Origin of the sequence: Arthrobacter sp. A5 (assembly GCF_051131705.1) — a bacterium.
In the GTDB taxonomy this organism is placed as follows: domain Bacteria; phylum Actinomycetota; class Actinomycetes; order Actinomycetales; family Micrococcaceae; genus Arthrobacter_M.
The window spans coordinates 924,438-950,122 of sequence record NZ_CP180316.1 but is presented as its reverse complement, the minus strand read 5'-3'; the positions used below and the strand labels follow the sequence as shown (position 1 = coordinate 950,122).

The following is a 25,685-nucleotide window of genomic DNA, read 5'->3' as shown; positions in this document are numbered from 1 at the left end:
TCCAGCCGCAGGCTGCCGGCGGTTGACCTGGCCAGTCCGGGCCTGGCATTTGGTCGCTCATGCGTTCCTTCTCCGTCTCCGTACAGCGCTAGTCAGCAAAAAAGCCGGCGTAGCCAGCACTACAAAAACGGCCCAAAAGGGGTTATTGACCACCACATTGCTTTGCAAACCAACGGGTTCGAACGTAGTCCCGGCAAATTCTTGGTGCGGGGAAACGTCTTGGGGCTCACCGCGGGCGTCCACGCCTGCGGTGGCTGCGCCTGCTGCCGCCGCGCCGACCCCCGCGGGGACTCGGCTGCCCACTTTCATGCTTGTGCCTGGAACTATCCCTGCGCCAGCACCGCCCGGTGCACCTAGGCCGGGGACAGTGGTTCCGGCGCCAGCGGCAGCGCAGGCGTTCAGCGCCTGCACGCTGGGGGTGATGTCCTGCAGCAGAAAGACCACGTCAAAATTGGCCCTTTGCGAGCGCGTTTCATTCGATGCCCCCAGCCGCAGATCCAACACCAATTCCAGGTGCATGGCCTGCCCGGGCTGCAGACTCCAGCCGGACATGACCTCGGTACACCCGCCGGCAGCGGCGAGCGCCATGTCGGCCGATTTCAACGAGCCGGATTGCACCTGCAGGCCCAGATTCCGTGCCAGATCAGCATCTCCAGCCCCGCTCACTGCGGCAATGGATAGCGTGGTGGCGTCAGCGCTGTTATTGAGGACCCAGATGCCGGCGGTGCGTGACGCGCCGGGGACGTATCCACCAAGTCCGGAAAAGATTGGTCCGATCGCCTGTTCGGCGTAGTGTTTGCCGTCGATGCTCAGCAGCAGGTTGTTCTCTGCTGCCCGGGCCGGTGCCGTGGGCAGAACCACCAAGGACACGGTCACCACCGCCAGGGCCAGCGCGGATGCAGCACCGTGCACACGAAGGACGGCACGACGACGGCGGCGCTGGACGAACGTCGTCGTCGTCGCTGCCGCCGCCCCCGTCGTCGCCGTCGTCGTCGTCGTCGTCGTCAGATCCTCTTGGCTCATGCTGCAGCCCGGGTGCGTTTTTTGGTTACCGCCCCGCGGATGGTGGTGAAGACACCGAACGCAATCAGCGCCATCCCGCCTATCGGCACCAGCGCGCCGCGGTTCACCTGGCCGGCCGCATTTGCCACGAAACCTACATAGGGCACGGCGTAAAGCAGCTTTCCGCGCACCTGAACCTCATGGACCGGGGCTTCGTCCTCCAGGGAATTATTGTCGCCCTTGGTGGTGAAGACCCGCTCGCCATTTTGCGTGGAACTGACGGATACGATCCGGTGGCTGATCACCGCGGGCTTACCTGATTCGATTTGGTATGTAATGATGTCCCCGACCCGCAAGTCCGCGAAGGGCGTAGGCTTCACCACCATGAACGTCCCGGGCGCATACTTCGGAGCCATGGAATTGGTCAGCACCGTGAAGGTCTGGGAACCGGTGACCAGCGGAATAAGGATCAGCACCAGTGCCGCAAGGGCTGCCACGACCAGGACGACCAGAGCAATCGAGCGGCCAACGAACCGCACCGCTTTTCCAGCGGGGCTTCGGACCACTTCGCCGCGACGAGGGCCGGAACTGCGGTCAGGAGCTGCGCTGCCGGCAGGAACAGCGCTGCCGTCAGGAACAGCGGCGACCGCAACGGCCCGGTGGGTCTTGAACATGGCGTTCCTTCTCAGAGCTGGTCGACGGTGAGCGGAATGGAAATGCTGGCGCTCTTACCCTGCAGGCTTCCGGGCGCATTGACGGCCAGGGTGACCTGGAAGCAAAGAACGGCGCTCGCGTTTTTGGCAATGCTCACAGAGGCTGTGGCCGGCGCGTTGGCGTACAGGGCGGCACTCTGGCACTGCGCCAAGGTGGAGGCGGCAACGGCCTTCACGCTCAGAAGGGCTGCGACGCCGCTTCCCGCGGTATCGGTTTTACCCGGTGCGCCCGCACTGGCTTTGATCGTAAAGTCTCCACCCGCATTGGTGACATTGCCCAGCTGCACCCCCGCGTAGACGGACTGCCCCGGGATTACCACACCGATGGGCGTCGTGCTCAGGGCGATAGTCGCTGGCCTCCCGTCCGGAGTACCGTTGGCCAGCGTCATATCCATGGTCGTATTCGTTTGGGTATCGTTGAGGCTGACGCGGAAATCCGCTGCCTGCACCGTTCCGGCATTGGAGTTCACCGCTGCGTTCCACAAAGCGTAGGTTCCCTGCACCGTCAAAAGGCCGAGCACGACGGCGGCGAGGACCAAGCCGGCCGCCTTCAGTGCTCGTGGGGTATGCATAAACTCTCCGGAAGGGGTGGCGGTGTGCCGGCATTGCGCGAGCACACCGCCGGGGTTTCACTTCTTCAGATCCGGTCGGCGGCCCTGCTGGCCGGTCGTGCTAGGAGGCGTTGGCGGCAGGCGGTGCCTGCTGCACCAGCTTATAGCCCACGCCGTTGAAGTCGTACGCCTTCGCGCCGGCGCTGTCGCGGGCGTCCGTGCTGGTCTTGAACGTGAAGGTAGTGGAGGCGGTTACCACGTGACCGTTGACCGAAGGCGTCAGAGCGTCGTCCGCAGCAATGGTTTTCACGCCATCCTTGATGGTGGTGGGAGCCACCACGACGTTCTTGTCCAGAAAGCTGGTGTTGGCTCCCGTACCGGTCACGGCAAGCTTGGCGGTCATCTCGTCTCCGGTCAGGGTCACCTTCAGGTCCTGCGTGTAGGTCAGCGTATCCCCGGGAACCACTTTGTAAGCCTTGACGTCAACAACCGTGCCGGCGGAGTTCGTCCATTTGCCGATGTTGGTTGCGCTGTTAACCTCAAGGTTCAGGTCACCGGAAACAACCGAACCCATCGAGGCGTTCTGTGCCTGGTTCCAGGTAGCGAGCGTGCCGCCACCGCCAACCAGCAGAACTACGCCGACACCGGTTGCGATTGCGCCTTTGGCCATCTTGTTCATGGTGAAACCCCTTGGTTTGAAAGTCTTGCTCAGCAGGCCTTCCCGCTGATGAGTACAACTATCCAGCGGGAGCCATAAGAACAAGCCCCGCAAATCCGGAAGATCCGCGGAAGAAAAACGCAACCTTTCCGCAAGACCGGCGAAGCCTCAAGACCTTGACAAGAAATCCTCAAGAACAGCACAAAGTGCCGTCCCCCCATTCGTTCATCTATCCGTCGGCGCCCCCATAAGCCGCAACACTAACCGCTGTGCCGCCCGCGGTACGGTTGGACGCATGACCTCCCAGGCTCCATTCCGCATCCTTGCCGTCTGCACCGGCAACATCTGCCGCTCCCCCATGACTGAACGTCTCCTGCAGCACGGACTCGACGCCGCCTCCCCTGGAAGCTTTTCCGTCCGCAGTGCCGGGACCGGAGCGCTGGTGGGCTCCGCCATGGATCCGCAGATCGAGGGCTATGTGCAGGTTTTTGGTGCCTCCGCGGAGGGTTTCGTCTCCCGGCAGCTCACGGCGGAGATCCTGCAGGGTCAGGATTTGGTCCTGGCCCTGAGCAGGGAACACCGCAGCCGCATCGTTACGTTGAGTCCGGCCCTGCTGAAGAAGACCTTTACCTTGCGCGAACTCGCCAGGATCCTCCCGGGGGTCCCCGGCGAGTCCGGGGCTGCTCCCGCGGACCCCGCGGCTCGTTGGCGGTCAGCGCTGACCCGCGCGCTGCGGGCACGTACCCGGCACGCCGTGGATCCTAAAGAGGACGACGTCGTCGATCCTTACCGCCGTGATGATCACGTCTATCAGCAGATGATGCGCGAACTCACCCCGGCCGTCCGGACGCTGATCGAATGGGAGCAGCAGTACGGCTGAGTGCTAAAGGGCCGCGTCAGCGCAGCAAGGCAACTGCCGCGGCAGGCACCTTCAGTTGGAGATCTGCAGCACGCTCAGCGACCCCGGTCAGGGGAAGCCGATTCTTCCGCGTAGCCTTACGCAGCGGATCCGCGGCGAATGCTTCCGACTGTTCCCCCGACGCGGCTTCCGCCTAAGCGACACTGCGCCTTCGACGACGCCGCGCCTTGCTCCCGGCCCCCGATCTTAACCGTATGATGTACGGGGGCTGTGTACCGCAGCGACTTTTACTGCTGTCTCAGAAAGGCCTATACCTGTGGAATTAAAAGACTACCTAGGCATTGTCCGCCGTAGCTGGATCCTGATACTTAGCATCACGCTCGTGGGACTGTTGGCCGGGGCCGCGGCGTCCTACCTAGTCAAACCCACCTACACTGCGGAAACGCAGCTTTTTGTGGCCATCCAGAACTCCGGAACGGTGCAGGAGCTCCAGCAGGGCAATACGTTCAGCCAGGCGCGGGTGCAGTCCTACGTTAAGACTGTAGCGACTCCCGTTGTTCTGCAGCCAGCGATCGACAGCTTAGGCCTGGACATGACGGCCTCTCAGCTGGCCGGTAAAATCAAGGCAACCACTGACTTGAACACCGTCCTCATCACCATCTCCGTCGCTGACGGTTCCCCCGTCCAGGCGGCAGCCATCGCCCAGGCGGTCAGCAGCAGTCTCATCAAAGCAGTGGATACCCTCGAACGGCCTGACACCAGTTCCCAGTCTCCAGTCAAGCTGTCGATTATCACTCCGGCCTCAGCTCCGGCGGCGCCTTCGAGCCCTAACACAAAACTGAATCTGGCCCTCGGGTTGTTGGTCGGACTCGCGCTGGGCCTAGGAGCGGCGGTTCTGCGGACCACTCTTGATAACCGCATCCGCGGTGAGTCAGATCTCCGCCGCGTAACAGACGCTCCCATCCTTGGCGGCATTGCCTTTGATCAGGACGCCGTCAAAAAACCGCTGATAACTCAGGTTGCCAATCAAAGCCCACGCGCAGAGTCATTCCGCCAGCTACGTACCAACATGCAATTTGCCAACATTAGTCAAAAAACGGGTGCCGTGCTCGTCACCTCATCGCTGCCAGGAGAAGGCAAGAGCACCACGGCTGCCAACCTGGCCATAGCACTGGCGCAAGCCGGCCAAACGGTCGTACTGGTCGATGCCGACCTTCGCCGTCCGATGGTGGGCGAATACCTAGGTCTTGAAAGCAACGCAGGCTTGACCACAGCACTTGTCGGCAGCGCAGAATTGACAGATCTGCTGCAGCCGTGGGGCGAAGACGAACTGTACGTGTTAACTTCAGGACAGATACCTCCCAATCCAAGCGAACTCCTCGGTTCCGATGAAATGCTTCAGCTCGTTCGCAAACTTGAGAACTCCTTCGATGCCGTCGTAATCGATGCTCCCCCTCTGCTGCCCGTCACCGACGCAGCGGTTCTCTCGCAACACGTCGGCGGCGTCATCGTCGTTATCGGCAGCCAGAAGGTCAAACAAGCCGACCTTCAGAAGTCGCTGGCAGCCCTCAACATGGTGGACGCGAACGTCATCGGCGTCGTCCTGAACAGGCTCCCGAGCAAAGGCCCCGACGCATACGCGTACAGCTATTACAGCCACGAGAACCAACTATCTCCTACTGGATCCGCTACATGAGGGGGAGCTTGAACCTATGGGTTCAAGAGGCGAGAAGCCACAGCGGATGTCGGCTAGCTCGCTGATGGTGACAATGGCACGGTACAAAAAATAGCAGCCAACCATCTCTCATCGACTCCATAAGTTCCGAAGTATTGCATGGCCTGCCTAAAGCACCGACTAGTCACTCGTCTAACATAGCCGGGCATCACAGGCCTGCCTATGGTCGGAGAGATAGCTCATTGATAGACAGGAGGGAGTCACTATGTCAATAAGCGGCATGTCCTTGCGAAAAAATGTTCCTGCCCTCCTAGCAGGACAATTTTCTCGCCTCGTATTGCAAACTGCATACTTTATAGTTCTCGCCCGAATGCTCGGGGCAGGTGGATACGGTACGTTCGCAGCGGCGCTGGCCCTCGCCGCCCTCATCGCACCATTCAGCAGTATCGGTACAAATACCTTAATGGTGAAAATGGTCTCCCGGGAGCCATCTACAGCAAGGTCCGCATGGAAGAGAGCAGTCTTTTACACAATTATTGGAGGGATAGTTCTATCGATCCTTTTGGCTCTATTTGGCGGCTTCGTAACACCTCCTGGGGTATCTCGGATTGCACTTTTCGAAATTTGTATCGCCGATTTAGTCGGTTTGAAGTTAATCGAAGTCAACGGGAGCTTATGGCAGGCACTCGGAAGGAGCAAGGCGCTCGTTGTTCTACCATCTATGACTAATCTCTTTCGCCTCCTAGCGGCCATGATCTTGTGGTTGGTATTGGGTAGCACTTCCTTAGATGTTTGGTCGTGTCTATTTCTTCTTGCGACAGCCCCCCTAGCTATCGTTGTCACTGTCCGCACCACCGTGAAACTCGGCTCTTCTAAACGTGGGTTAAGTTTAAGTCGGAAGGACGCGAAAGAGGGGCTGCTTTATTCCATTGCCCTTGCGTCACAAAATATGTATAACGACATAGATAAAATTATGCTTGCCAAGATTGGATCGGTCGCGAGCGCGGGTTACTATTCGGCCGCGTACAGAATTATTGACGTGGCATATGTTCCAATAAGGTCTTTCGCGGCCGCGGCCTACCCACACTATTTTCGAGAGGGCGAGAAGGGGCTCCGGTCGGCCATAGGAGTCACGTACAAAATTCTTCCATTTGTGCTCACTTACGGTGCCGTGGCATCTCTGGGAGCTTTTTTTGCAGCACCGCTGGCGCCAATAATATTGGGCGAGGACTACGTCCACGCGGTTGAGATCGTCAGAGCTCTAGCGCCCCTCCTATTGTTGCGAGGGATCTCTTTCCTTGCAGCGGATGCCTTGACCGGCAGCGGTCACCAGGCGTACAGGACAAGTATGCAAGGAGTCATCGCCGTTATTAACACCACATTGAACTTCCTACTCATTCCTATAATTGGCATCTGGGGCGCAGTGTTTTCTACCTTGTTATGCGAAGTTCTCTTGGCACTTTTGTTGTGGATATACGTGCTGTTATATGTTCGTCGCAAACGGAACTCCGAGCCCATTCTAATATCATCAGTTCCTTAGGCCTTACGCGCGGCCCCTAGGTTACTGAATATAATTCTAATATTATTGGTTCATACAGCCGCCTACTTTTGTACGTGTTCGAACTTTTGCACGTACTCGAAAAAGCTCTCAGTTTTCATGGGTAATGGCATGCAGACTGAGATATTTCTTGCCGCTTATATTGAACGGCTGATTTAGAATGCTATGGGAGCAAAACCGGTGGGCCGGAATGCTCGTAGGCTTCTACAACTACTAAGTAGGCGCGGTTTTTTGTTTTCACTAAAGGTCACGTCCGACAGGAGAGTCATATGTTAGATGGTATTGTTGATGTTTCAATTATAATACCTTCCACGGGAAGGCCGGAGCTACGTAGGGCCATAACAAGTGTCCTACGCCAGAATTACGCGGGTCATATGGAAATTATTGTTGTATTCGACTTGGCCGTTGACTCCGTTCATGATGGGGTTCGTGATCTCGCTGAGGGGGCTACTAGCTTGCTTTTCACGGGCGGTGGAATGCGCGGTGGATATGCCCGCAACCTAGGCGTGCGAAATGCGAGAGGGGAATGGATCGCATTTCTGGATGATGATGATGAATGGATGCCGGAGAAGTTGAAGTGTCAATTTGATCTTCTGCGAAACCATGATCGCCCGGCCGGAAATCCAGTAATTGGTTCGAGAATCGTCCAAATGTTCGCTGATACGTCAAGACGGCGCATCACTACCGGCATTCCTGCCGTGCTGATCGCGCAAAACCAGAACCTTGCATCCTATCTATTCTCACGACGGCGTCCTGGCGCCAGAAGAGCTTCTTTTTTCACTTCCACTATTCTCGCTAAGCGCACCCTATGTACTCAGATTCCTTGGAACGAGGATCTGAATCGTCATCAAGACTGGGACTGGCTGATTAGGGCCGGACACGAACCGTCAACCTATTTTTTGCAAACTGATGAACAGTTAGTCAATATATTTGTTGGATCAGCGGGATCGCTGTCTGCCGGAAGCGATTGGTCAAGCTCATTGAAATGGGCTGAGGCCACCCTGTGCACCGAAGGCGGTCGCCCCTACTCGGACTTTCTGACAGCCCAAACGCTACGCTATGCTCTGCAAGGACGGGATGCTCGAGGAGTATTGGAAGTTGTTGGTCGTATATTCGGAACTAGGACGATCCCTAGCCTTGGGCCACTTATTATCGGTTTGTCAGGTATCCTGCCCAGACGAACGATCCAGAGGCTCCTCAGTGTTATTAAGTGATACGTGTCCTGTGGTGTTGTCTTCTCTGTGCTGCTTGCCTAGATGGGGTAAAGGAAAATGACGTCTCCAGCTCCCCGTCGCCGAATAACCTTCGTGGTCTCCCACCTTTCTCCGGTTCTCGGGTTGGAAAAAGTTACGCTATGCCTCATAAAGGCACTGAGTACAACTTACGATGTCAACGTGATCGTCCTAGGAGGATCGGAGGAAGACACTTGTCTCTATCATGGAGTCGAAGTTCTGGGTACGCCTCTTCGTGGTGTGCGCAGGACTTTGAGCGTAATCCGACTACTCCCGATTGTCTGTCGCCAGGATCTGGGTACGGTTATCCTCGCTGGCGTATGGGCGGCCATTCCCTGGTTAATCCTGGCGCCACGGAGAGTGGAGCCCACTATCGTCTGGGAACACACACTTATGTCTGAGAAACTTCGCAGTTCGAGGTCGATCAGGTTACTCTCATACCTGTCTCGCATCCTTTATCGGCGGGCCAGTAGCATAATCGCTGTAAGCGCCGCCGTCGGCGATGATATGGCCAAGTACCGAGGAATTCGTAAAGTCCTAGTCATTCCAAATGTCGTTGAAACACCAACTCCGCACATCGTTGCTCAGACTTGTGAACGGCGAGTCCCAGATCCTCACAGCCTGGTTTGTGTGGGTTCGTTGACTTCTGTGAAATCTCAACACCTCGCGATACGTGCGCTTGCGCTGCTAGACCCGGCCTATAGATTGACCATCATTGGTACTGGGCCCAGCTTAGAGCGCCTTCGTTCACTTGCGGTCGATCTTGAGGTAGACAAAAGAACGACATTTACAGGCTTCTTACCACCGCCAATGATCCGCGCTACTCTAGAACGAGCATCAATGCTAGTCCACTGCTCAGTTGCTGAGACGTTTGGCCTCGTTTACACAGAAGCTGCAAACCTTGGGGTACCCGTTCTTTCGGTTCTTACTCGGACTTCCAAAAAGATGATTCCTTATTACGCCCCGGGCTGGCTTTGCTTACCGGAGCCGGAATTAATTGCAGAGATGATACAAACCAAGTCAAATACTCGTATTAGCGATGAAGACTTTGTCGTCGCAGCGGAACGAAGGGGCGTAGATTTTGGGCCCACTAAGATCCAGAAGCAATGGACGAAATTATTGGAGGACGATCATGGGACAATTCACTGAGTTGAGATGCCGATGACACCCATATTAGATTTGATTACCGTCCTTGCTATCTTATCCGTAATATCCCAACTTCGTTCGATTTACCGGACCGCTGTCATCGCCCGTGATTGGCTCGGCTTTATTGGAATGTTCGTGTTTACTTTTGGCGGCCTGCTCTACGAAACAGCCCTGATTCCTCAAACTCGAATAACTCAATTTATACTTCTTTTGTTACTCGTTCTATTTTCGTCTGCTTTAACGCTACGATCGTTCCTTTCTCGGGTTTCCTCTCGTCTACGCCGGACCGCACTACTTCCCGCACTGATTTCATTTCTTCTCTTTTTCGTCAATGCTTTAATGAACGAACAAGGTCTAGCGAGTCTTTTGATGGCCCGGCTGCTACCTACTATTTCCTTAATAGCACTTACTTTGATGCTGAGCTTGGTGCGACTCACATTAACTGACCTTTGTCGTGTATCAGTATTGGCGATTAGTCTGGTGATTCTACCCTCCCTTTTAATGCCTGGAGTTTGGAGAGCCTGCGATAAATTTAAATGCGGTCCTTTTGGAGGATTATACAGTGGCCCATTTGAGTCCGAGAATACGGCGGCTTTGTTTGCTGTTATTGGCATCTTATCCATTTTTTTCTGTTGGAAGTCGGGACGTAGCTACTCTGGAATCGCTTTAATGAGTTTGGTCTTGTATGCGACTGAATCAAGGACTTCACAACTCGCTTTTTTGGTCGCGCTTTTGTCCTGGGGCCTTATTTCTATCACCAACAATTCTCGTTCCTCGTCGTATCTAATTGTAGATGAGCAGCGGCAGTCTCGGCGTCTCATAATCAGCCTGCGATTTTTTCGTCTATTACTCGTGTCGATATTTGCCAGCGGATTCTATTTTCTTGTAAGCGCCGAACCGGAATCGTTCAGTAATAGGGGAGGAATTTGGATACGAGGTTTACTGGCACTCGGCCCTGACTGGGTGATGGGACTAGGAATGGATCGATGGTCTTTCCTTCAGTCTGTGGGCTTGCTTCCCCCACTTTTCCCACACAGTCAATATCTACTCCTGCTGTTCGGAGGCGGAGCGCTTGCAGTAGTAGCGCTGTTTGCGCTTTTTAACTGCGCACTCAAGACGTCCCTTGTTAGTAATGAATACCCTGCGTTCGGGACGGCCTATATTATGTTTCTTGCGGTTATGGGGATAACCGAAGCGTTTTGGAATCCAGTTGCTTTGGATGGACACAACCTGATAGCTGTTCCGGTCATTTATATACTGGCGACAAGCCATGCTGGTAGAAGCCTTTCAGCAATGAGTGAAGTTCAGAAAAATCAACCCTTGGCACTCAAGAGTGCCATCTGATTTTTGGTGCCCTTGGCCCTGCGCATGATTTGGAGAATTTAAAATCACGACTCGGGCCTCTTGAATGTGATGATGGTATGAGGTCGGTGGGTTGGCGTGACTCCCCTCCGGACTAACGCCCCTCGAGGTCGTCCTTCTCCAGATCCGTCCGCCGGTCCCGGGGCTCCTGACGGTGATGATGGTAATAGGCCATTGGCGGGCATGACTCGCCACTTGGCTGACAACCTCCGGCGTTGTCTTTCGTTTGATCCGTCCGCCACTCGATGGCCTGCACCAAACACGTTGGCCAGCCCGAGATGACTTGATAAGAGCCCGACCAAGAGGTCCCATCACCGTCTTGTCTGCCCACCTGGCCAACGCGAGCCCCAGGGCTCTGGATATGGCCTGGGGTGGGTGTGTGGGTTTCATTGGGTTTCCGGGGTTTTTTGGGCTCTTCAGAATTGAGAGTGTAGCTTCGGTCTGAATCCGCCGGATTCCAGCAGTGATCTTGCGACGTAGTTGGTGAGGTTGCGGAAGCCGAGAGCGGAACCGCGAAGGTGTTCGAGCCGGCCATTGATGGCTTCAGTTGGACCGTTGGAGGTCCCTGGTCGATCGAAGTATGCCAGCACATCTTTTGCCCGACGTTTGAGGGTTCGCCCGAGTGTTGTGAGCTCGATGAGTGCGCTGGGAACTCCGGTGCTGACGGAGTCGATCACGGCTTGCATCAACTCCCGCCCTTTGGGCCGGTCTGGTTCCCGGTAGGCGGCAACCATGCGTTGGTAGATGCCCCAGCTCGCTTCAACTTCTATATGCGTATCTGTAGAGAACAGGGTTTCAAGGCGTTGACGTTGCTTGTCGGTGAGCAGATCCGCCCCGGTATGAAGCGTCAGCCTAGCCGAATACAGCGGGTCGCCGGCCCGCCCGCGATGACCGCATGTCTGCTGCTGAACGCGTCGGCGGCAGCTATCCAAAGCCTCCCCAGCTAGGCGGATGACATGGAAGGGATCCATCACCGGAACAGCGTCGGGGAGCTCTTCGGCCACTGCGCTCTTGAACCCGGAGAACCCGTCCATGGCCACGACCTCGATCCCGTCCCGCCACGCTACCGGGCGTGCTTTTAGCCAGGTGGCGAAGACCTGTTTTGAGCGGCCTTCGACCATGTCCAGCAGGCGGGAAGGGCCTGTGCCATCACGGATCGGGGTGAGGTCAATGATGACGGTGACGTACTTGTCTCCGCGGCGGGTGTGTCGCCAAACATGCTCATCAACACCAATGACCTTGACCGCGTCGAAGCGGTGCGGGTCATCAATCAACACACGCTTGCCTTCGGTTAGGACGGCCTTGTTCGCGGTATTCCAGGTCACGTCCAGGCCTTCGGCAACGCGGGCGACCGTCAGGTGTTGGCACACGATTCCTTCTAATGCCCAGCGCAGTCCGCGGCGGGAGAGTTTCGCCCGTGGTTCGGCGGCCTTGGGGTGTCTTGCCGCCACACCTGCCCGCACCCAGAGCATTTGTACCTGCGCACTCTCAGCAGCAGTGTGGTCGGGCGCCAACCGAAGGGTTCATGGCCCAGCCGACGAGTCACCGTGTCACGAGGGATGCCTTGGCTCCCGCAGTTCCGGCACCAGTCATCCGGATCAACAACACGGCAGGCCAGGACGGCCCGATCACCGCTCAGGTACTGTCCCGTGGCCTCGAGTCCGAGCTCATCGAGGCGGCAGAATGTGGTCAGGTCAGGGCTATGGAAGGTAGCGTGGAACACGAGGGCCTTGCGGTAGAGGAATCAAGATCTAGATAATCTGATTCTCTCCCAAGGCCCTCACCTCAACCGAAACAACCTCCCGCCGCGGACTCCTCACGCGGCAGCCCCGACTACACTCTCAATTCTGAAGAGCCGTTTTTTGGTGGCTGGGCTTTTAACTCTGCCCGATTAGCGATATAATAAACAGAAGAAGATCAATCGTTTTTGGAGGGGTGGGATGATGGCCATAATGACTGCGCAACCGCCCCTGCCCCTTCCGATGGTCTCTGGTTCTGGTCCTGGCCTGGTAGCGGTCGGATCGGCGGTGTTTTTGGTGGAGGATGACGCCGGCGGCCGGGTGTTCATTCATGGTCAGCTCTCCTACGCCTGGGATGCCGGGGACGTGGCGACGCGCCGGTTCACGGCGGTGAAGCTGGCCGAGATCCGGGCCGCTTCGGTGGCCGAGGTGGCCGAGGCGTTCAAGGTCTCTCCGGGGACGTTGTGGCAGTGGGGTCAGCAGCTGGCCGTCGGCGGCGTGGTGGCCCTGGCACCGGAGAAACGCGGCCCGAAGGGGCCCACCCGGTTGACTGAGTCGCTCATTAGCCGGATCCATTCCCTGCGGGAGACTGGTATGTCCTTGCGGTCCGTCGGCACGGCCGTGGGCGTCTCGGAATTCAGCGTCCGCCGGGCACTGGCCATGGAACCGGCCAGTGAAACCGCGCCGGAACCCGCTGCGGAAACAGCAGCCACGCCGGCCAGGACCACGGCGGAGGCGACCACACCGCCCCAGCGCGAATTGCCGGTGCAGACCGGGCTGCCTGTGTTGCCGGGTCCGGTGGATCGGGCCCGGGAGCGGGCGGCCGCCCGGGCGGGGATGCCGGGGTGCGCGGTCCCGGTGTTCGCGCCGGCCGCCCGCGTGCCGTTCGCGGGGTTGTTCCTTGCCCTGCCCGCCCTGGAAACCACGGGGCTGCTAGCGTGCGCGAAAGACGTATTCACGGCGTTCCCTGACGGGTTTTACGGGTTGGAGACCATGTGTCTTGACGCCGTGTTGCGTGCCTTGGCCGGGGAATCCAGGGCCGAGGGGCGACCCGGTTCGATCCCGTAGCCCTGGGGCGCGTCCTGGGTATGGACCGTGCCCCGGAAGTGAAAACCATCCGCCGTAAAATCGGTTTGCTCGCCGAAACGGGCCGGGCCGGGGAGCTGATCACGGCCCTGGCCACCCACCACCTGAACAACAACGGTGGTGGGGAGGACGGCGGTGAGGATTTGGCGGCGGTGTTATATGTTGACGGGCATGTGCGCGCCTACCAGGGCACGAAGAAAATCGCCAAGGTCCACTCGACCCGGTTGAAGTTCCCCGTCCCGGCGACGGAGGAGACCTGGGTCTCTGATTCGCAGGGGTCCCCGGTGTTCGTCGTCATGGCCGCCCCCGGTGCCGCGCTGACCGGGGAACTACGCCGCCTCTTACCCTCCCTGCGCACGATCATAGGGGACGACCGAGACGTGCTCGTTGGTTTTGACCGGGGCGGCTGGTCCCCGGCACTGTTCCAACACATGGCCGGGAAGGGCTTTGATGTGTTGACGTGGCGCAAAGGCGCCACCGAGGACATCACGGAGAACCTCTTCACCAGCGTCACCCATACGGACGAGCACGGCCAATCATCGTCGTGGTCTGCGGCCGACACCCTCGTTGACCTGCTCCTGAGCAAGACCGGGGAAGTGTTTCGGATGCGGCAAATCACCCGGATCGTACCCGCCCGGGGCGGGGACACACGGCAGATCCACATCCTCACCACCAATACAGACATGGGCGCCGGTGAGATCATTTACCGGATGGGGGCACCAGGGCTCCTGACGGTGAGGTATTCAGTGTGGGTTCAGGGGTTTTTGATTTCGTAGCGCAGGATGAGCCCGGTGCCTGGGTAGCGGATTTGGGTGGTGGTGAGGTGCTGGCAGAGTTCTCTGATTGCTGCGGTGGCCCGTGCGGTGGGGAGTGGGTCCAGGCGAATGATGAGGTACCCGGGGGTGGTGGTGTCGATGTCGCCGCTGCCGGTGAGCACCTGCCGTGCCAGGGCGTGGGCTTCCTCGGTGGCGCGGGCGTAGCCGGTGTTGGTCCGGATCTCCCTGGCGAGGGTGGCGGAATTTGTCAAGTCAAATGAGACATGGTCGTAGTAGTTAATGAACCGATAACTCGGCGCGTTTCGCTGGGTCGTTGATCGCCGCCTTGACCGGCAACGGTGGCGCGGCAGGCCGGCGGGCAAACCGTTCAGGATGCGCGCCGTAAGCGCGGTCCAGGGTGACTTGGCGTTGTTCACGCACGGCACCCGCGGTGCCGTAATGCACGCTGGCCGGAGTGTGATAACCAATTCCCGAGTGCCGGTGCTCATGGTTGTAGTAGGCGATAAATCCTTCCATCCAGGCCCTGGCCTCATTCACTGAAGCGAAGCGTTCAGGGTAGTCAGAGGTGTATTTCATGGTCTTGAACTGGGCCTCGGAGAACGGATTATCGTTACTTGTATGAGGCCTGGAATGCGACCGGGTGATGTCCATGTCCACCAGCATCGAGGCCAAGGCCTTGGACGTCATCGCCGCCCCGCCATCGGCATGCAGGTACCCCGGTGGATGCCCACCGGTATCCGCAACGATCTCCTGCACGAGATCGGCAGCGAGCTGACCGTCCTCGATACGTTCGATGCGCCAACCGACCACGTAGCGGGAGAAAATATCGAGCACCACGTAAGCGTGGTACCAGATTCCCTTGGCCGGACCCCTCATCTTCGTTATATCCCACGACCACACGCCGTTGGGTTCCGTGGCCACCAACTCGGGAATCTTCTTTGGCGGATGGGTGGCCTGCCGCCTGCGCTCCCCGCCAATTTTCGCCTCCGCCAACACGCGATACATCGTGCGCTGAGAACACCAATACCGCCCCTCGTCCAGCTCGCGGACGTAGACCTGGGTCGGTGAGAGGTTCGCGTAGTCCTCCCGGTTGAGTACCTCCAGGACCCCGGCACGTTCGGCCGCTGAGAGCTCAGCCGGGTGCTGTGCCTTGGGCCACGGACCGTGCATCCGCGGTTTCGGGTTGGCTTGGCGGTGATGGGTAGCCCGGGGCCGACCTACCAGTTTGCAGGCTTTCACTAACCCGATATGCCCGGTGAGTTCCGTTACGGTTTTTGCTTGCCATGACTGGTAGTCGGTGCCGGTGATGACGCGTTCTTGGATGAGAGAGCTTCCAAGAACGCGACCCCTTTTCCCAAGGTCTCCAGAGCCGCATCCGATGAAGCCAACTGGCCTCGAGTCTTATCATGTGCGGTGCGTTCGGCGGTCAGTTCCTTGGTCAGCTGGACGATCTGGATCTGCTCGGCGGTGTTCTTCGGCCGTCCCCTACGTGCCCCCGCTGCTGGTTTCTCCAGCGTGCCGGCTTCGATAGCGGCCCGCCATTCCTGGATGTGTGAGTCGTAGAGCCGTTCGCGGCGCAGGACCGCACCTTTGGACCCGTTCGGTGCCGTGTCGTATTCCTGGACGATCGCGCGTTTGAACGCGGCACTAAAGGTCCTGCGTGCCTGCCGATTGCTCCGAGGACCCTCGTGCGGTTCCCCTGCGTCCTGGTTGGTTGGTTCTCCCAGCTCGGGGTGGCTGGTTCCTGCTGATGTTCCGATAGTCATGGCGTAGTTTCCCTCCTGCCTTCAGCCTCTATTCTCGTTCAAGAAGCGGTATATAACGAGTCTGACCGATAGGGACCGCCCCATCGGAGGGTAGTGGCAGGCTCAACTTCTAATCCGTTTCCTACGGTCCCGCCACCCACCCGTATAACCAGCGTCATGACGGCTCCACGAGATAGGCGAGCAAGTTTGCGATATCCGGCGACGGCACGTGTGAGATCCATATTCCAAGACTATCGGTAGCTCCCGCGTATTCTGGCACAGTCAAAATAATTCCGGTTAACTCCCCCACCACACAGCCCCACTCTGGGGCCTTTCAGCGACCATCGGCTAGAGGAACACATGAAAACGCGGAGTAAAGAACGTGCCCTCCGGGCTGCAGTCGTTGTGCCGTGGCAGCACTTTGGGGCCAGCTCGAGACACGACTGTGAGCATACGGCCCGTGCCGTTAACGCTCGATCCTAGACAATGACAAGCCCTAGCCGAACAATCGTCATTTGGTAACCAACCCGCGAATATTAGCCTAGCGCTGCAGTCGAAAACAAGACTCGCCAGCACGACAACCACACCCGCACGGCGCCCAAACCAGCGGTTCCCACCGAAGAAACTGGGAGCCGCTCACCACCGCCCCTTGAGGGTGATGATGGTAGGAGGCCATTGGCGGGAGTGACTCGCCTCTTCCAATGGGCGGGGACGCCGTTTCCGATGTGTATCGCCTACGGAACCAGCCGGAAGTGTACGGGCCGGTGGCCTCGGATCCCACGATCAGCCGGCTCTTCAAGGTTCTTTCAACGGTGCAGCCTGCCAAGGCGCTGGCAGCGATCAACAAAGCCCCTGCCGCGGGGCGTGCGCGTGTCTGGGCGCAAGCCGGGAAGGACTCGCCGCTGCACGGAGTCACCGTGGAGAACTCGCTGGTCATCGACCTGGACGCGTCGTTGCTGAATTCGCACTCGGAGAAGGAATCCGCCTGCCCGACGTGGAAGAAGGGCTTCGGCTTCCATCCGTTGTGTTCCTTCCTTGACCACGGCCTGCTGGGGACCGGGGAACCCTTGGTGGCCTTGCTGGGGTCTGGCAATGCCGGCCCAACACCGTGACGGACCATATCCCGGTCGTCAAGGATTTCCTCACGCAACTTCCGAAGGGGTACCGGTCTGGGCGGAAGGTCATGATCAGAACGGATTCGGCCGGTGGCACGCATGGCTTCCTGGACTGGCTCACCGCCAAGCACCGCAACTTCTCCTACTCTGTCGGGTTCCCGATCCACGGCGCCGTGGCCGACGTGCTCCCATTGGTCCCGAAGAAGGGGTGGAGCAAGGCGTATGACAGTGACGCCTTTGAACGCGATGGTGCCTGTCAAGCGGACATCACCGGCATGCTGGACCTCTCCTCCTGGCCGGCCGGGATGCGGGTCATTGTCCGCAAGGAGGTCCCGCATGTCGACGCGCAGTTGCGGATCACCGACCTTGACGGGCACCGGTACACGGCGATCGCGACGAATCAGGAAAAGGGCCAGCTGGCCGCCTTGGAGGTCCGCCATCTGTTGCGGGCACGTTGTGAAGACCGGATCCGTAACGCCAAGGACACCGGGCTGACGAACCTGCCGTTGCAAGCCTTCGCCGGCAACGAGCTCTGGTGTCATCTGGTCATGCTCGCCTCCGAGATCATCGCCTGGACCCAAATGATCGCCTTCACCGGCACGAAGGCCAGGCGTTGGGAACCCAAGAGGGTGTATGAATCTGTTTACCTAAGAATCGGAGTGAGTTCGGCCTTTAGCAACGGCGCGAGTTTGGTCGCGTATTCGTTAGTGATATGCGTGGCGTCGCGCCGAACGATGGTCCCATCAATGAACACTGGGCATTTCTGATCCGCGGAACAGAACCACGACCGTTTGTCGAGGTAGTTGTCACCCACAAGCTTCGATACGCGCTGGTCCACTTCTGCAAAGGATTTCCAGGTTGATGTGACCTGAGAAGTGCAATCATGAGGTGTCGAGAAACGCGTAACACAAGCCTTAGGGTCCTTCCCAGCGGGTGGTGGCGCAAGTGTCACCACCCTGCCAGCTCCCTCAAGCCAGTCCCCCCGCGCCGTGATGGCTGCCTGCTCCCACTCAGAAACGGCAGCATCGCCTGTAACGCCTGACGCCAAAGTTAGATTATAGAGATTGCTGACAATGACGAGGGCTGGTTTGACTTCCTTGATGGCTGCGGAAACAAGCGCCTTGTGGCCTGGGCATGCATGTGTGATGCTAGCGTCTGCCGCTACCGTATCTGCATCCAAGAACGGGCACCCCACATACGTCATAGACTCAACAGTCCATCCTTCGGGTTCCAGCGCCGCTTTTATTGTCGGCAACCATGCTGCGCCCATGGAGTCGCCAACTACGACTGCGAGCTTCTCGGGATCAAGCGATGCCATGGAGCAGTCTTTTCCTCGAGGCGTTGCGGGGGAGCACCCTTCGGAGTCATTCTTGTCGAAACCTTTTGAGCCCAGGTCATCTATTGTGGGCTGGAGGGCCGGCCACACACTTGCCTGCAAGGCGGTCGTGATCTTAGCTTGGTGGGCACCCTCCGGGGTAGCTGGCGCGCCGGTCGCCCCTGCGCTCGGCGTGACGGGAGCTACACCGGCCACCAAAGTGCCCTCGTTCGTGGGTGTCGACTTCACGAGCGCAACCGCTGAGAGTCCAATCGAAGCGACAGCTAACAGGGCAATTCCCATGATCTGAGTCTTCACAGTCAATTGGAACGGCGCTTTTTCATGCCGCTTCCGACCAGGCAGTTCAAGCCATTGAGAATGTCGTAGCGGATCTTCAACAAAGTGGTAAGAGGCAACTGAAAGCATCAGGATAATGCCGATCACCACGAGATGTCCCATGATACCCATGGAGGGCGCGATGACAGCACCTAGAACGTTCACGGGGAAGTGCCACAAGTACAGGGAGTAAGAGATATCCCCGATGTATCGGGACACTGGATTCGTTAGGGGCGACATGTAGCGCTGGCCGCCAACGCCTCCGGCGATTACCATTGCTGTAGCAATGACGGGCAGTAGCGCTCCTGGTGCGGGGAATGCCGTGGCCGGAGTAACGACGAATAGTGAAGCGATGATGCCGAGTAGGCCCGCCCACTGAGATACTAGCCGAATAACGGCCGGGATCCTCGCCAGCAGCGGAAGCAGCACAGCGACGAGGGCGCCGATTCCGAGCTCCCAGGCCCGCGATAATGTCGAGAAGTAGGCCACCGTGGGCGCGTTGAACGTTTCCCCGTATGCGAAGGCTAGTGATGCGGCGATTACCGCAATGAGAACAACACCAAGAACTCGTCTGGCCGTGGTTTCCGACCATGAAAAGCGGCTTGCCAAGAAGCCAAGAATCACAACGAGCATCAACGGCCAAATGAGGTAGAACTGTTCTTCCACTGACAACGACCAGTAGTGCTGAAGAGGTGACACGGGGCCGTCAGCTTGCATATAGTCGGTGCCGGTGGCTGCGAATCGCCAGTTGGCGGCGAAAAGAGAAGACGCTATCCCGTCCCAGAGGATCGATCGCGCTCGCCCGCCCGCGAATAGATACCACGAGGCGGCTGTGGTAACCGTCAGCACTACCAGAGCTATCGGCATGATTCGCCGAACACGACGGCGGTAGAAATCCGAAAAGGAAATACGACCGTTCTTATTATGTTCTCTGAGCAAAAGCCCTGTGATAATGAAACCAGAGATTACAAAGAACACGTCTACGCCGACGAAACCGCCTAGAGGGTAACCGAAAAGGTGGTCGGCAATCACGGCCACAACGGCAAGAGCACGAAGGCCTTGTATGTCAGGGCGGAACGAAGACGCCCTAGTTCCAGCTGGCTGACCCAATTCAGGCCGAAGTGTGGGCGTAGAAAGTACCATGAAATCTCCCATATAATACCGATGATGCGCCAATCCTACAGGCCATATAGGACCGATTATTTGCCACATAATAATGGAGCAGTGTCACCACCTGCCCGCCTTCGTTGTGTAGTATCCGGCCACGACGCCACAGATCAGGGTAACCGTACCGGAATCGGTTAGAGCGCGCACTCGCCGCGATCAAGCTGAGGGACGAGGCGCAGAAACAGTTCTCGCTTGCCATGGCGTACTTTTGTTGCTGCAGCCCATTATTCCCCAAGCTCAGAAAGACCATTGTCACTTAAACACACCCCAAAACCGCCACACTCATGAAACCCCTGGATAATCCGACGGTATGATGCGGCAGTAGCTTTTGGATCACCTGTCGTGACTAACTGGGGAACAGGCAACCCACGGCGTGAGTTCCTTCATGTTGACGACATGGCCAAGGCCTGCCCCCATCTCTTAGAGCACTAGGACGGGCCAGAACAGGATAAGGTCGGAACCGGTGCGGATACTGCAATTCGATAGCTGGCTTCCATCGTTGGGGACGCGGTGGGCTTCAAAGGCGCTAGTATATGGGACGTTTCGAAACCGGTTGGTACGCCACATAAGCTGTAGGACGTTGGCGACATTAGAACTGCAAGTGGACTTCACAGGTTGGTCTGCGTGATGGTATGGAATCCACCGTGACTTGGTGTCGCAAGAATCTAGCCTTACTTCGGAACTAGCAGTACACGGCAACGGCATCTTATCCAGCGCCGAATCGAACAGTTAAACCTGCGTAGGCAGAAGAAGGGCTATCAGTTGGGGGAAAACTTAGAGTGGCGCCGCAAGTACGCATGGCGTCTAACGATTGTAGATGCGTGCATCGTCCTGTGGGCCACCTTGGGTGCATTCCTGATCCGCTTTGGCGTCGGGGATCAATTTGCCACCGAAGAGACCTCGGTTGCCTACGCTGTATTCGCCATTGTGCTTGCAGTGGTGTGGTGGGTGATGCTTGGTGCATGGGGCAGCCGCAACTCAACGATCCTTGGTTCCGGTACGGACGAATACAAAAGGATCGCGTCAGCGTCCCTCTGGCTTTTCGGCCTTATTGCCGTTCTTTCCTACACGTTCAAGGTTGATACCGCACGTGGATTTGTAGGCCTTGCCCTACCCGCCGGACTCGGCGGCCTCCTCCTTTCCCGGTGGTTGATCCGCCAGCACCTAACCTTAGAACGAGGTCGCGGTGCCAGCAGTTCGAGGGTCATGGTAGTCGGCAGTCCATACGCGGCCGAACATTTGGCCCGTTCGCTAAGCAGCAGGCCTTCGGCTGGGTATTCTCCGGTTGCGGTATATCTGCCGGGCGCCTCGGCTCCCGCGGACCTGCCTGACGGGTTCGACATCCCCGTGGCTGGTTACGATCCGACGGTAGCCTCCATAATCACCGCAATCAGGTTTACGGGCGTCGATGCCGTCGCTATCTCGGCTGGCGTCAATCTAAGGCCCCTGGATTTGAGGCGGTTGGGCTGGGAGCTTGCGGCTCTGAACGTCTCCATGATTCTGGCGCCAGCCCTCACCGATGTTGCCGGCCCCCGGATCCATACACAACCAGTGGCCGGACTGCCCCTGATACATGTCTCCACCCCAAAACTGACCGGCGGGAAAAAGGTTGCCAAACGCGCCTTCGACATTGCAGGAGCCGGGTCGCTTTTGCTCCTGGCCGCACCGGTCTTGGCCGTACTGGCTGTGCTGACCAAAATGTCGAGTCCGGGGCCGGTTTTCTATACCCAGGAGCGGGTAGGCCTTCGCGCCACTACCTTCAACATGGTCAAATTCCGGTCCATGGTCACGGGGGCGGACCTTCAGCTCAGTGGTCTCCTCCTGGCGCAAGGCTCAGCGGACAAGCCTCTATTTAAGATCGAGAATGATCCACGGATAACCCCGGTTGGTCGCATCCTGCGCAAGTACTCACTCGATGAACTGCCCCAGCTGTTCAATGTGCTTACAGGCAGCATGAGTCTGGTGGGACCGCGGCCCCAACGCGATGGCGAAGTAGCCCTCTATGATGATGATGCCCGCCGCCGGCTCTACGTTCAGCCCGGTATGAGCGGCCTTTGGCAAGTGAGCGGGCGGTCCAATCTCAGTTGGGAAGAGAGCATCCGGCTCGACCTGTACTATGTGGAGAATTGGTCCCTGATGTCTGATTTGGTCATTCTCTTCAAGACCTTCAAGGCCGTATTTGCCAGCACCGGCGCTGTCTGAATCCTCGGGCTCCAGCCCTCGATCCCCCAAAACCTAGTGTTTTCCACGTCAGCCCTGAAAGGCCTTACTCATGCGCGTCTCAGTTATCGGTTGCGGATATCTCGGTGCCGTCCACGCCGCCTGTATGGCCAAGCTGGGTCACGATGTGGTGGGCATCGATGTGGATGAGCAGAAGATTGCCGAGCTGTCCACGGCGCGGGCACCCTTCTTTGAACCCGGGTTGGAGGAGCTGCTTGGTGAGGTCCAGGCCACCGGCCGGCTGACCTTCACCACCGATATGGCCGCCGCCGAGGGTAGTGCCGTGCACTTCATCTGCGTGGGGACACCGCAGAAGAAAGGCGAGAACGCGGCGGATCTGCGTTACGTGGACGCCGCCGCGCTGGGCCTGCTCCCCTATCTGGCTGACGGCGATCTGGTGGTGGGCAAATCCACCGTTCCGGTGGGGACGGCCGGCCGCCTGGCCGAATTGATTCGGGACGCCCAGCCCGGCGCCCATCTGGCCTGGAACCCGGAGTTTCTGCGCGAAGGCCATGCGGTGCAGGACACGCTGAGCCCAGATCGCTTTGTCTACGGCGTGCCCGGCGGCTCCGAGGACCACGCTGCGGCCGGAGTGCTGGACGAGGTCTATGCCACTCCACGTGGCATGGGAACACCGCGCTTGGTGACCGATTACGCCACCGCTGAGTTGGTCAAGGCAGCAGCGAATTCGTTCCTGGCAACCAAGATTTCCTTCATCAATGCGATGGCTGAAGTTTGTGACGCCGCGGGTGCTGACGTCACGCTACTGGCCGACGCCATCGGCATGGATGAGCGGATTGGTCGGAAGTTTCTGCACGCCGGGATCGGGTTTGGCGGCGGCTGCCTGCCCAAGGACATCAGGTCCTTTATGGCCCGTGCAGGGGAACTGGGCGCGGATCAGGCGCTGACGTTCCTGCGTGAGGTGGACACCATTAATATGAGACGCCGCACCAGGGTGGTGGAGCTGACCCGCGAAATGTGTGGCGGGAGCCTGCTGGGGCAGCGGATTACCGTCCTGGGAGCGGCATTCAAGCCGGACAGCGATGATGTCCGCGACTCCCCCGCGTTGAGCATTGCCGCCCAGCTGCAGCTGCAGGGTGCCGTGGTCACGGTGACGGATCCGCAGGCGTTGGCAAACGCGGCACGGCGGTTTCCGGAGCTCAATTACGAGCTGGATATTGAGGAGGCCCTGCGCAACGCGGATGCGGTGCTGCTCCTGACCGAATGGCGGCAGCATCGGGATCTGGACCCCTTTGCGACCATCCAGCTGGTGCGCAACGCCAGAATCCTGGACGGCCGCAACGCGCTGGATCCGCAGAAATGGCGCGCTGCGGGTTGGACTTACCGTGGAATGGGCAGGCCCTAGGAGTGACGGATTTCGCGAAGCCGGGCGCTCAACCGGAGCCGTCCGATGATGCCCCCCGCCGGCGTAGAACGCGGCAGCCCGCTGGCCGGCGACGGCGGCGCAAGAGGCTGCTGCAGGCAGGTCTTGCCGCCGTCGTCCTTGTCGTGATACTGGGCGGCGCGGCGGCCTGGCTCGGATTCCGCGCCGGCCAAATCAAGGATAATCTGCAGGCCACCGCCGCGCAGCTGCCGGAACTGAAGGCCCAGCTGCTGGCCAATGACGGGCCCGGGGCGGCGGTAACGGTAGCATCACTGGGCGCGCACACGGCCGTGGCCAAGAAAGCCGGCGCTGACCCACTGTGGAAGCTGGCCAGCGGACTGCCGTTGCTGGGGGCTAATTTTTCGGCAGCGTCCGAGGTCGCCACTACAGCCGATGATGTGGTCCGGTTGGCCGCCGTCCCCATGGTCGGCGCCTTTGAGTCCCTGGACTGGAAGGCACTGACGCCGGTGGCCGGCGCTGTCAGCATGGACCCGCTTATACGGGCAACTCCCAGTGTGGTCTCCGCCGCGAATACGGTCCAGCTCTCCTACAGCAGGCTGGCCGGCATCGATACCAGCCGTCTGCTCCCCCAGATTGCTGCCCCTTTGAACGGCGCCAGGAACCAGCTGAACGAAGTTCGCGGCACGCTGTCCGTGGCATCCGACGCCGCCCAGCTGATCCCTCCCATGATGGGAACCGATGGACCGCGCAATTACCTGCTGCTGATCCAGAACAACGCGGAAATCCGGGCCAGCGGAGGAATCCCGGGTGCGCTGGCGCTGATCCATGTGGAAAACGGCAAAATACAGCTCACGGCGCAGGATTCCGCAACTGCCCTGGGCTCATTCAGCCCGCCAGTCGGCGTGGATCCGAGCCAGGAAACCATCTACACCGGTCGAATCGGCACCTTTATGCAGGATGTCAACATGACGCCCGATTTCCCCACGGCAGCCGCTACGGCCAAAGCCATGTGGGAGCAGCGGCATTCTTCCGAGCCCGTGGACGGAGTAATTTCCCTCGACCCGGTGGCCTTGTCCCTCGTGTTGAAGGCCACCGGGCCCATTGATATGACCGTTGGAATGCCGGAAGGGCTTGGCAGCAGCGGGCTGCCAGCGAAGCTCACCGCGGACAATCTGGTGAAGACGCTGCTCTCCGATGTCTATGCCAACGTCCGGGAACCACAGCTGCAGGACGTCTACTTTGCCGAGGTGGCAACAAGGGTCTTTGACGCTATCTCGGCGGGGAAGACCTCCGGCGAACATCTGGTCCAGGCACTGGGAACGGGTGTAGCTGATCATCGGATTCTGCTCTGGTCGGCGAAACCGGACGAACAAAAGGCCCTGTCCCCCCGGACGATCAGCGGTTCCATTTCCGGGCCGAGTGTTCCGGCCGCTGGCTTCGGCGTCTACTTTAATGACGGCACCGGCGCCAAGATGGATTACTACGTCAAGCGCACCGTCCAATTAGTGCAGCGCTGCTCTGCCAGCGGCTATGCGCAATACACCGCACGGGTGAAGATGACCAATACGGCCCCGCTGGATGCGGCGAAGTCACTCCCGGCGTATGTGACGGGCGACGCCGTCTTCGGAGTCGAGCGGGGCAGCGTGGCTACCAATGTGGTCGCCTATGGGCCGGCGCAGGCCCGGGCCCAAGGTGCCAGAGTCGACGGCCAAACCGCAGGACTTGGCTCGTTCACGCATGCCGAGCGCCCGGTTGGCGTGATCCGGGTGCAGCTGGCGCCGGGTGAGTCCAAGACCATCGAGATCGACTTCTCCAAGGTGGTGCAGACGGGCCAGGCTGAGCTGGAGGTGACGCCTACCATCGAGAAACGTTCCGACGTAGTGCTGCCCGAGGAAATGGCCTCCGAGTGCCGTTGACGCGGCCGAGTTCCGAATCATCACCTCCGCAACATGGCTCACTGGTGAAATTTTGGTAACAGAACGTGACAGAACGTGACAAGTGCAAAAAAGTACCATGTTCACCTGATAGTGTCGTTATAGGTCGCGGTCTCACTGGGGGCACCAGCGATAACTTCACTTTTAGAAC

At 58.8% G+C, this 25,685-nt stretch carries 21 protein-coding genes and 2 pseudogenes; 14 read left to right on the top strand and 9 right to left on the bottom strand.

All coding sequences use genetic code 11. The features are described 5' to 3' along the window. Positions 1–57 precede the first annotated feature (57 nt). From ACLLJI_RS04310 to ACLLJI_RS04295, 4 genes are all read right to left on the bottom strand, one after another. Positions 58–1,023 carry a hypothetical protein gene (locus tag ACLLJI_RS04310; protein ID WP_434618337.1) on the bottom strand — a complete coding sequence of 322 codons (966 nt, stop codon included), beginning with the start codon at positions 1,021–1,023 and terminating at the stop codon, positions 58–60. Continuing rightward, on the bottom strand, positions 1,020–1,676 hold the full coding sequence (locus tag ACLLJI_RS04305) for a signal peptidase I (protein ID WP_434618334.1): 657 nt from the start codon (positions 1,674–1,676) through the stop codon (positions 1,020–1,022). Before ACLLJI_RS04305 ends, ACLLJI_RS04310 begins: the two co-directional genes overlap by 4 nt. Positions 1,677–1,687: 11 nt before the next feature. Then, positions 1,688–2,287 carry a SipW-dependent-type signal peptide-containing protein gene (locus ACLLJI_RS04300; RefSeq protein ID WP_434618331.1) on the bottom strand — a complete coding sequence of 200 codons (600 nt, stop codon included), beginning with the start codon at positions 2,285–2,287 and terminating at the stop codon, positions 1,688–1,690. A 100-nt stretch (positions 2,288–2,387) separates the two neighbouring features. Beyond that, complete coding sequence (locus tag ACLLJI_RS04295; protein WP_434618328.1) at positions 2,388–2,945, bottom strand: alternate-type signal peptide domain-containing protein; 558 nt, start codon at positions 2,943–2,945, stop codon at positions 2,388–2,390. A 274-nt stretch (positions 2,946–3,219) separates the two neighbouring features. On the opposite strand from ACLLJI_RS04295, the gene ACLLJI_RS04290 reads away from it, so the two are divergent. The 6 genes from ACLLJI_RS04290 to ACLLJI_RS04265 all read left to right on the top strand — a co-directional run bounded on the left by ACLLJI_RS04290 (position 3,220) and on the right by ACLLJI_RS04265 (position 10,738). Beyond that, complete coding sequence (locus tag ACLLJI_RS04290) at positions 3,220–3,804, top strand: low molecular weight phosphatase family protein (RefSeq protein ID WP_434618325.1); 585 nt, start codon at positions 3,220–3,222, stop codon at positions 3,802–3,804. Between the two features lie 295 nt (positions 3,805–4,099). Beyond that, entirely contained in the window at positions 4,100–5,479 is a 1,380-nt protein-coding gene (locus tag ACLLJI_RS04285) for a polysaccharide biosynthesis tyrosine autokinase (protein ID WP_434618322.1), read from the top strand. A gap of 244 nt (positions 5,480–5,723) precedes the next feature. Beyond that, on the top strand, positions 5,724–6,998 hold the full coding sequence (locus ACLLJI_RS04280) for an oligosaccharide flippase family protein (protein WP_434618319.1): 1,275 nt from the start codon (positions 5,724–5,726) through the stop codon (positions 6,996–6,998). Positions 6,999–7,285: 287 nt separating this feature from the next. Next, positions 7,286–8,230, top strand: coding sequence for a glycosyltransferase family 2 protein (locus ACLLJI_RS04275; RefSeq protein WP_434618316.1), 945 nt, complete (start codon positions 7,286–7,288; stop codon positions 8,228–8,230). 57 nt (positions 8,231–8,287) lie between these two features. Further along, positions 8,288–9,397, top strand: a complete 1,110-nt coding sequence (locus tag ACLLJI_RS04270) for a glycosyltransferase (RefSeq protein ID WP_434618313.1) — start codon at positions 8,288–8,290, stop codon at positions 9,395–9,397. A gap of 12 nt (positions 9,398–9,409) precedes the next feature. After that, complete coding sequence (locus tag ACLLJI_RS04265) at positions 9,410–10,738, top strand: O-antigen ligase family protein (RefSeq protein ID WP_434618310.1); 1,329 nt, start codon at positions 9,410–9,412, stop codon at positions 10,736–10,738. Between the two features lie 434 nt (positions 10,739–11,172). Here the strand turns inward: ACLLJI_RS04265 and ACLLJI_RS04260 are convergent. Continuing rightward, positions 11,173–12,479 (bottom strand): annotated as a pseudogene (locus tag ACLLJI_RS04260) (ISL3 family transposase). A gap of 229 nt (positions 12,480–12,708) precedes the next feature. Between ACLLJI_RS04260 and ACLLJI_RS04255 the strand changes: the two are divergent. Both ACLLJI_RS04255 and ACLLJI_RS04250 read left to right on the top strand, forming a co-directional pair. Beyond that, entirely contained in the window at positions 12,709–13,563 is an 855-nt protein-coding gene (locus ACLLJI_RS04255) for a putative transposase (protein WP_434618307.1), read from the top strand. Continuing rightward, a complete protein-coding gene (locus ACLLJI_RS04250) occupies positions 13,527–14,357 on the top strand; it encodes a putative transposase (RefSeq protein ID WP_434621186.1) in 831 nt (276 codons plus the stop codon). The genes ACLLJI_RS04255 and ACLLJI_RS04250 overlap by 37 nt, the downstream gene beginning before the upstream one ends. Here the strand turns inward: ACLLJI_RS04250 and ACLLJI_RS04245 are convergent. The 3 genes from ACLLJI_RS04245 to ACLLJI_RS04235 are packed head-to-tail and all read right to left on the bottom strand — an operon-like array spanning position 14,336 to position 16,123. Continuing rightward, a complete protein-coding gene (locus tag ACLLJI_RS04245; RefSeq protein WP_434618305.1) occupies positions 14,336–14,608 on the bottom strand; it encodes a hypothetical protein in 273 nt (90 codons plus the stop codon). The genes ACLLJI_RS04250 and ACLLJI_RS04245 overlap by 22 nt on opposite strands. A 25-nt stretch (positions 14,609–14,633) precedes the next feature. Continuing rightward, positions 14,634–15,596, bottom strand: a complete 963-nt coding sequence (locus ACLLJI_RS04240; RefSeq protein ID WP_434612825.1) for an IS3 family transposase — start codon at positions 15,594–15,596, stop codon at positions 14,634–14,636. 26 nt (positions 15,597–15,622) lie between these two features. Then, entirely contained in the window at positions 15,623–16,123 is a 501-nt protein-coding gene (locus tag ACLLJI_RS04235) for a transposase (protein WP_434612823.1), read from the bottom strand. A gap of 680 nt (positions 16,124–16,803) precedes the next feature. Between ACLLJI_RS04235 and ACLLJI_RS04230 the strand changes: the two genes are divergently transcribed. Further along, positions 16,804–17,214: a transposase gene (locus ACLLJI_RS04230; protein ID WP_434618302.1), complete on the top strand. Its 411-nt coding sequence runs from the start codon at positions 16,804–16,806 to the stop codon at positions 17,212–17,214. Further along, a pseudogene (locus tag ACLLJI_RS04225) lies at positions 17,211–17,837 on the top strand (transposase); the annotation flags it as partial. The gene ACLLJI_RS04230 and the pseudogene ACLLJI_RS04225, both read left to right, overlap by 4 nt. Before the next feature lie 23 nt (positions 17,838–17,860). On the opposite strand, the gene ACLLJI_RS04220 reads toward ACLLJI_RS04225, so the two are convergent. Next, positions 17,861–20,011 carry an acyltransferase family protein gene (locus tag ACLLJI_RS04220; protein WP_434621183.1) on the bottom strand — a complete coding sequence of 717 codons (2,151 nt, stop codon included), beginning with the start codon at positions 20,009–20,011 and terminating at the stop codon, positions 17,861–17,863. Positions 20,012–20,332: 321 nt separating this feature from the next. Here ACLLJI_RS04220 and ACLLJI_RS04215 point away from each other — a divergent pair, with 321 nt between their 5' ends. The 4 genes from ACLLJI_RS04215 to ACLLJI_RS04200 all read left to right on the top strand — a co-directional run bounded on the left by ACLLJI_RS04215 (position 20,333) and on the right by ACLLJI_RS04200 (position 25,516). Further along, on the top strand, positions 20,333–20,467 hold the full coding sequence (locus ACLLJI_RS04215; RefSeq protein WP_434621180.1) for an NAD-dependent epimerase/dehydratase family protein: 135 nt from the start codon (positions 20,333–20,335) through the stop codon (positions 20,465–20,467). Positions 20,468–20,797: 330 nt separating this feature from the next. Continuing rightward, positions 20,798–22,237, top strand: coding sequence for a sugar transferase (locus tag ACLLJI_RS04210; RefSeq protein WP_434618299.1), 1,440 nt, complete (start codon positions 20,798–20,800; stop codon positions 22,235–22,237). A gap of 70 nt (positions 22,238–22,307) precedes the next feature. Further along, complete coding sequence (locus ACLLJI_RS04205; protein WP_434618297.1) at positions 22,308–23,621, top strand: UDP-glucose dehydrogenase family protein; 1,314 nt, start codon at positions 22,308–22,310, stop codon at positions 23,619–23,621. 2 nt (positions 23,622–23,623) lie between these two features. Then, positions 23,624–25,516, top strand: a complete 1,893-nt coding sequence (locus ACLLJI_RS04200; RefSeq protein ID WP_434618294.1) for a DUF4012 domain-containing protein — start codon at positions 23,624–23,626, stop codon at positions 25,514–25,516. Positions 25,517–25,685 lie beyond the last annotated feature (169 nt).

Excerpts from the sequence above, each read along its gene's own strand:
- ACLLJI_RS04310 (WP_434618337.1), bottom strand. The coding sequence starts at position 1,023 with ATGAGCCAAGAGGATCTGACGACGACGACGACGACGACGGCGACGACG.
- ACLLJI_RS04305 (WP_434618334.1), bottom strand. The coding sequence starts at position 1,676 with ATGTTCAAGACCCACCGGGCCGTTGCGGTCGCCGCTGTTCCTGACGGC.
- ACLLJI_RS04300 (WP_434618331.1), bottom strand. The coding sequence starts at position 2,287 with ATGCATACCCCACGAGCACTGAAGGCGGCCGGCTTGGTCCTCGCCGCC.
- ACLLJI_RS04295 (WP_434618328.1), bottom strand. The coding sequence starts at position 2,945 with ATGAACAAGATGGCCAAAGGCGCAATCGCAACCGGTGTCGGCGTAGTT.
- ACLLJI_RS04290 (WP_434618325.1), top strand. The coding sequence starts at position 3,220 with ATGACCTCCCAGGCTCCATTCCGCATCCTTGCCGTCTGCACCGGCAAC.
- ACLLJI_RS04280 (WP_434618319.1), top strand. The coding sequence starts at position 5,724 with ATGTCAATAAGCGGCATGTCCTTGCGAAAAAATGTTCCTGCCCTCCTA.
- ACLLJI_RS04275 (WP_434618316.1), top strand. The coding sequence starts at position 7,286 with ATGTTAGATGGTATTGTTGATGTTTCAATTATAATACCTTCCACGGGA.
- ACLLJI_RS04270 (WP_434618313.1), top strand. The coding sequence starts at position 8,288 with ATGACGTCTCCAGCTCCCCGTCGCCGAATAACCTTCGTGGTCTCCCAC.
- ACLLJI_RS04265 (WP_434618310.1), top strand. The coding sequence starts at position 9,410 with ATGACACCCATATTAGATTTGATTACCGTCCTTGCTATCTTATCCGTA.
- ACLLJI_RS04255 (WP_434618307.1), top strand. The coding sequence starts at position 12,709 with ATGACTGCGCAACCGCCCCTGCCCCTTCCGATGGTCTCTGGTTCTGGT.
- ACLLJI_RS04235 (WP_434612823.1), bottom strand. The coding sequence starts at position 16,123 with ATGACTATCGGAACATCAGCAGGAACCAGCCACCCCGAGCTGGGAGAA.
- ACLLJI_RS04230 (WP_434618302.1), top strand. The coding sequence starts at position 16,804 with ATGGGCGGGGACGCCGTTTCCGATGTGTATCGCCTACGGAACCAGCCG.
- ACLLJI_RS04220 (WP_434621183.1), bottom strand. The coding sequence starts at position 20,011 with ATGGTACTTTCTACGCCCACACTTCGGCCTGAATTGGGTCAGCCAGCT.
- ACLLJI_RS04205 (WP_434618297.1), top strand. The coding sequence starts at position 22,308 with ATGCGCGTCTCAGTTATCGGTTGCGGATATCTCGGTGCCGTCCACGCC.